The sequence below is a fragment of the Aeromonas sp. QDB30 genome, from assembly GCF_027707645.1.
GTDB lineage: Bacteria > Pseudomonadota > Gammaproteobacteria > Enterobacterales > Aeromonadaceae > Aeromonas > Aeromonas caviae.
On the sequence record NZ_JAPCIY010000136.1, the window covers coordinates 1 to 4,188 of the forward strand.

Genomic DNA, 4,188 nt, shown 5'->3' on the forward strand with positions numbered 1-4,188 from the left:
ATGACTCATGATGAACCCTGCTCCATGGCTCCAGATGACAAACATGATCTCATATCAGGAACTTGTTCGCACCTTCCCTTTGAGTTTCCAACTTCAATGTCACGGTTTCCAACTTAAATGGCCGTGATCAACAACGCAGTCAATTGCCACAACCTATGTGGTTGACATTTAATTAATTTCCTATATAGCGCATCTATGCCTTCATCTCGATACCACCGAAGCCAACGACCGATGGTCGAGCGCGCAGCGCCGGTAAGGTGATGAACATCGGTGATCGTGCGTCCTTCATGTAACAGCAAGATGGCCATCAAGCGACGAGCATGCCCTTTATCACGCGTGGCATGGATGATTTTGTGAATGCGGCGCCGTTGTGGTCGTGGCAGAGGTGGTAGGATAGGCATCAACTCAGTCCTTTGGGTGTGGCTTGTTTTGTTTAGCGACTAATCAGATCGCACAAACTGGACTGAGTTCCCTTCCTCCGGTGATCTACTATTCGGAACAGCTATTTAGTAACGGCCTCAACGGAGCTGGTTGTCGCGTGAGTCATACTAATCGGCCGGTGAAAAAACAGAAGGGGGAGCCGTTGAAAACCGGCGCAACGTCATAAATCGGGACCTCAAGAGGGCATTTATTGTTTGGTTTTGTTAAACGATAACTGGTTATCGAATAGAAAAACCAAACAATGTGGGCCTGGTTTCTGGCCGTGCTGGCTTGTCTGGAGGCTGGTGGGGAGTGAGTTGGGGCAATCTGGGAGGGTTTCCCGGTTTCCCCGGAATTGGTTTGGCAATCATGGCGTGATCTGGGTTGTGGGAAGAGGGGAAAGGGAGGTTGCCGCTCAGTGCTGCGCCCCGACCGGGGTGATGTTGGGCCGTCAGGCACTATGGCGGGATCGGCCATTGGCGCCCGGGGCCGGCTCGGGTATAGTCCTGCGCCAACAAGATAGGTTCGGATGGAGGAGTCGGCGCCGCTTCAGACAAGCGGGTCGAATCACTCCTTCGGCGCGGCTTTAAAGGATATCCCCATGAAATTCAGTCCCCTGCTCGATGAGATGATGAAGGCGCTGCAGGTCTTGCCGGGCGTGGGCCCCAAGTCGGCCCAGCGCATGGCGTTCACCCTGCTGGAGCGCGAGCGCAGCGGCGGCCTGCGTCTCGCCTCCCTGCTCAACCGGGCGCTCACCGAAATCGGTCATTGCAGCCACTGCCGCACCTTTACCGAGAACGATCGCTGCGAGATCTGCGCCAATCCCAAGCGCGAGGAGAATGGCCTGCTCTGCGTGGTGGAGAGCCCGGCGGACGTGGCCGCCATCGAGCAGACCGGCCAGTTCTCCGGCCGTTACTTCGTGCTGATGGGGCATCTGTCTCCCCTTGACGGCATCGGCCCCGAGGAGCTGGGGCTCGATATCCTGGAGCGCCGCCTGCAAGAGGAGCAGATCAAGGAGCTGATCCTCGCCACCAACCCCACCATCGAGGGGGATGCCACCGCCTGGTACATCGCCGACATGGCCCGCACCGCCGGGGTGGAGGTGAGCCGCATCGCCCACGGGGTGCCGGTGGGCGGGGAGCTGGAGCTGGTGGATGGCACCACGCTCTCCCACTCCCTGATGGGGCGTCAGCGTCTGAGCTAAAGAGGCCACGGACCCCACCCCGGCCCTCCCCTTGGCAGGGGAGGGAGCAATGGATCTTGCCCCACTCCTCCCTTTGGCAGGGGAGAAAGCAACGAACCCCACCCCGGCCCTCCCCTTGATAGGGGAGGGAGCAATGGATCTTGCCCCACTCCTCCCTTTGGCAGGGAAGAAAGCAACGGAGCCCGCCCCATGCCCCCTTTGGCAGGGGAGGGGGCAACGGATCCCACCTCATGCTTCCCCTTGGCAGAGGAGGGAGCAACGCACCCCACCCCAGCCCTCCCTTTGGCAGGGGAGAGCAAGGCTGACCCCGCTATATGTCACCCCTCTCGATTCCAGTCTGACCCCTTCGCCAGACAGGGGACGACGGTGCACCTCCCCCTTGTGAAGGGGGAGGCCGTGAGGGGGTTGCCTGTGTGGGCCAAGCGAGGGGCCGGTGTGCAAATTTGCTCTCAAGTTTGCACGCAAGCCCCTTGATATTTGAAAGGCCAACCCCATCTAGCTTGGGAATCTGTTCAACCCGACGTTTTGAGGACTGGTCGATGACCCAAAGTGTTCACGCCGAAACCCACGGCTTTCAGACTGAAGTCAAACAACTGCTGAGCCTGATGGCTCACAGCCTCTACTCCAACAAAGAAGTATTCCTGCGCGAGCTGATTTCCAACGCCTCCGATGCGGCGGACAAGCTGCGCTTCAAGGCGCTTTCCGATGCCTCTTTGTTCGAAAACGACGGCCAGTTGCGCGTGCGCCTGGTGGTGGACAAAGAGAACAAGACCCTGACCATTTCGGACAACGGCATCGGCATGACCCGTGACCAGGTGATCGAGCACCTGGGCACCATCGCCAAGTCCGGCACCGCCGAGTTCTTCAAGCACCTCTCCGGTGACCAGGGCAAGGATTCCCAGCTGATCGGCCAGTTCGGGGTGGGCTTCTACTCCGCCTTCATCGTGGCCGACAAGGTGACCGTGGTCTCCCGCGCCGCCGGCACCGCGCCGGAGCAGGGCGTGCAGTGGGAATCACAAGGGGAAGGCTCCTTCACCGTGGCTGACGTGACCAAAGCCGGTCGCGGCACCGACGTCATCCTGCACCTGCGCAGCGATGAAGAGGAGTTCCTGGACGACTGGCGCCTGCGCTCCGTGGTCAGCAAATATTCCGACCACATCAGCGTGCCGGTGGAGATGTTCAAGGAGGGCACTCCGGATCGGGAAGAAGACGGTGAAACCATCGTCGGCACCCCGGGGGAGTGGGAGCAGGTCAACCGCGCCACCGCGCTCTGGACCCGCAACCCGAAGGACATCAAGGACGAGGAGTACCAGGAGTTCTACAAGCACGTCGCCCACGACTTCGAAGATCCGCTCCTGTGGGGTCACAACCGGGTGGAAGGGGCCCAGGAGTACACCAGCCTGCTCTACATCCCGGCCCGTGCGCCGTTCGATCTCTACAACCGCGAGCAGAAGCACGGCCTGAAACTCTACGTGCAGCGCGTCTTCATCATGGACGACGCCGAGCAGTTCATGCCGACCTACCTGCGCTTCGTGAAAGGGGTGCTGGACTCCAATGATCTGCCGCTCAACGTCAGCCGTGAAATCCTGCAGGACAACAAGGTGACCGCCTCCCTGCGCAAGGCCTGCTCCAAGCGCGTGCTCACCATGCTCAACAAGCTGGCGAAAGAGGATGGCGATAAGTACGCCAAGTTCTGGAGCGAGTTCGGCAATGTGCTCAAAGAGGGCCCGGCAGAGGATTACGCCAACCGGGAAGAGATCGCGAAGCTCTTGCGCTTTGCCAGCACCGCTGGCGAGGGCGAAGCCCAGACCGTGTCGCTCGAGGATTACGTTGGCCGCATGAAGGAAGGTCAGCAGAAGATTTACTACATCACCGCCGACTCTTATGCCGCTGCCAAGAACAGCCCGCACCTCGAGATCTTCCGCAAGAAGGGCGTCGAAGTGCTGCTGATGTGGGAGCGGGTGGACGAGTGGCTGATGAGCCACCTGACCGAGTTCGACGGCAAGCAGCTGGTCTCCGTCACCCGTGGCGAACTGGATCTCGGGGATCTGGAAGACGACGCCTCCAAGCAGGCGCAGGAAGAGGCTGAAAAAGCCAACGCCGGTCTGGTTGAGCGGGTCAAGAAGAGCCTCGGGGAGGCGGTGAAAGAGGTGCGCGTCACCCACCGTCTGACCGACTCGCCGTCTTGCATCGTCACCGACGCCCACGGCATGAGCACCCAGATGATCAAGCTGATGCGCGCCGCCGGTCAGCCGGTGCCGGAGCAGAAGTACATCCTGGAGCTCAACCCCGACCACGCCCTGGTGAAGAAGCTCGGCACCATCGAGGATGAGAGCCTGTTTGGCGAGTGGGTCTCCCTCCTGCACGAGCAGGCCCAGCTGGCGGAGCAGGGCGGTCTCAATGATCCGGCGAGCTTCGTCTCCCGTATCAACCGTCTGCTACTCCAGGCGTGATGTGATTGTGATTGGCCCACTGCATGACAGTGGGCTTTTTTTTGGTTCTTCGCGGGATCTTGGGGAAGTGGAAGTTGACAGACAGGGTGCTGGTAAACTGGCTGTCTCCAA

2 protein-coding genes and 1 pseudogene are annotated in these 4,188 nt (G+C 60.1%); 2 read left to right on the forward strand and 1 reads right to left on the reverse strand.

Annotated features, from left to right (window positions below; all coding sequences use genetic code 11):
* Positions 1–185: 185 nt before the first annotated feature.
* A pseudogene (locus PG896_RS20520) lies at positions 186–401 on the reverse strand (helix-turn-helix domain-containing protein); the annotation flags it as partial.
* Between the two features lie 620 nt (positions 402–1,021).
* On the opposite strand from PG896_RS20520, the gene recR reads away from it, so the two are divergent.
* Both recR and htpG read left to right on the forward strand, forming a co-directional pair.
* Positions 1,022–1,624 (forward strand): recombination mediator RecR, encoded by a 603-nt coding sequence (recR, locus tag PG896_RS20525; protein ID WP_010674419.1) that lies wholly within the window; start codon positions 1,022–1,024, stop codon positions 1,622–1,624.
* A 539-nt stretch (positions 1,625–2,163) separates the two neighbouring features.
* The gene (htpG, locus tag PG896_RS20530) at positions 2,164–4,077 is read left to right on the forward strand and encodes a molecular chaperone HtpG (protein WP_041212922.1); all 1,914 of its coding nucleotides are present in this window, start codon (positions 2,164–2,166) and stop codon (positions 4,075–4,077) included.
* Positions 4,078–4,188: the final 111 nt, after the last annotated feature.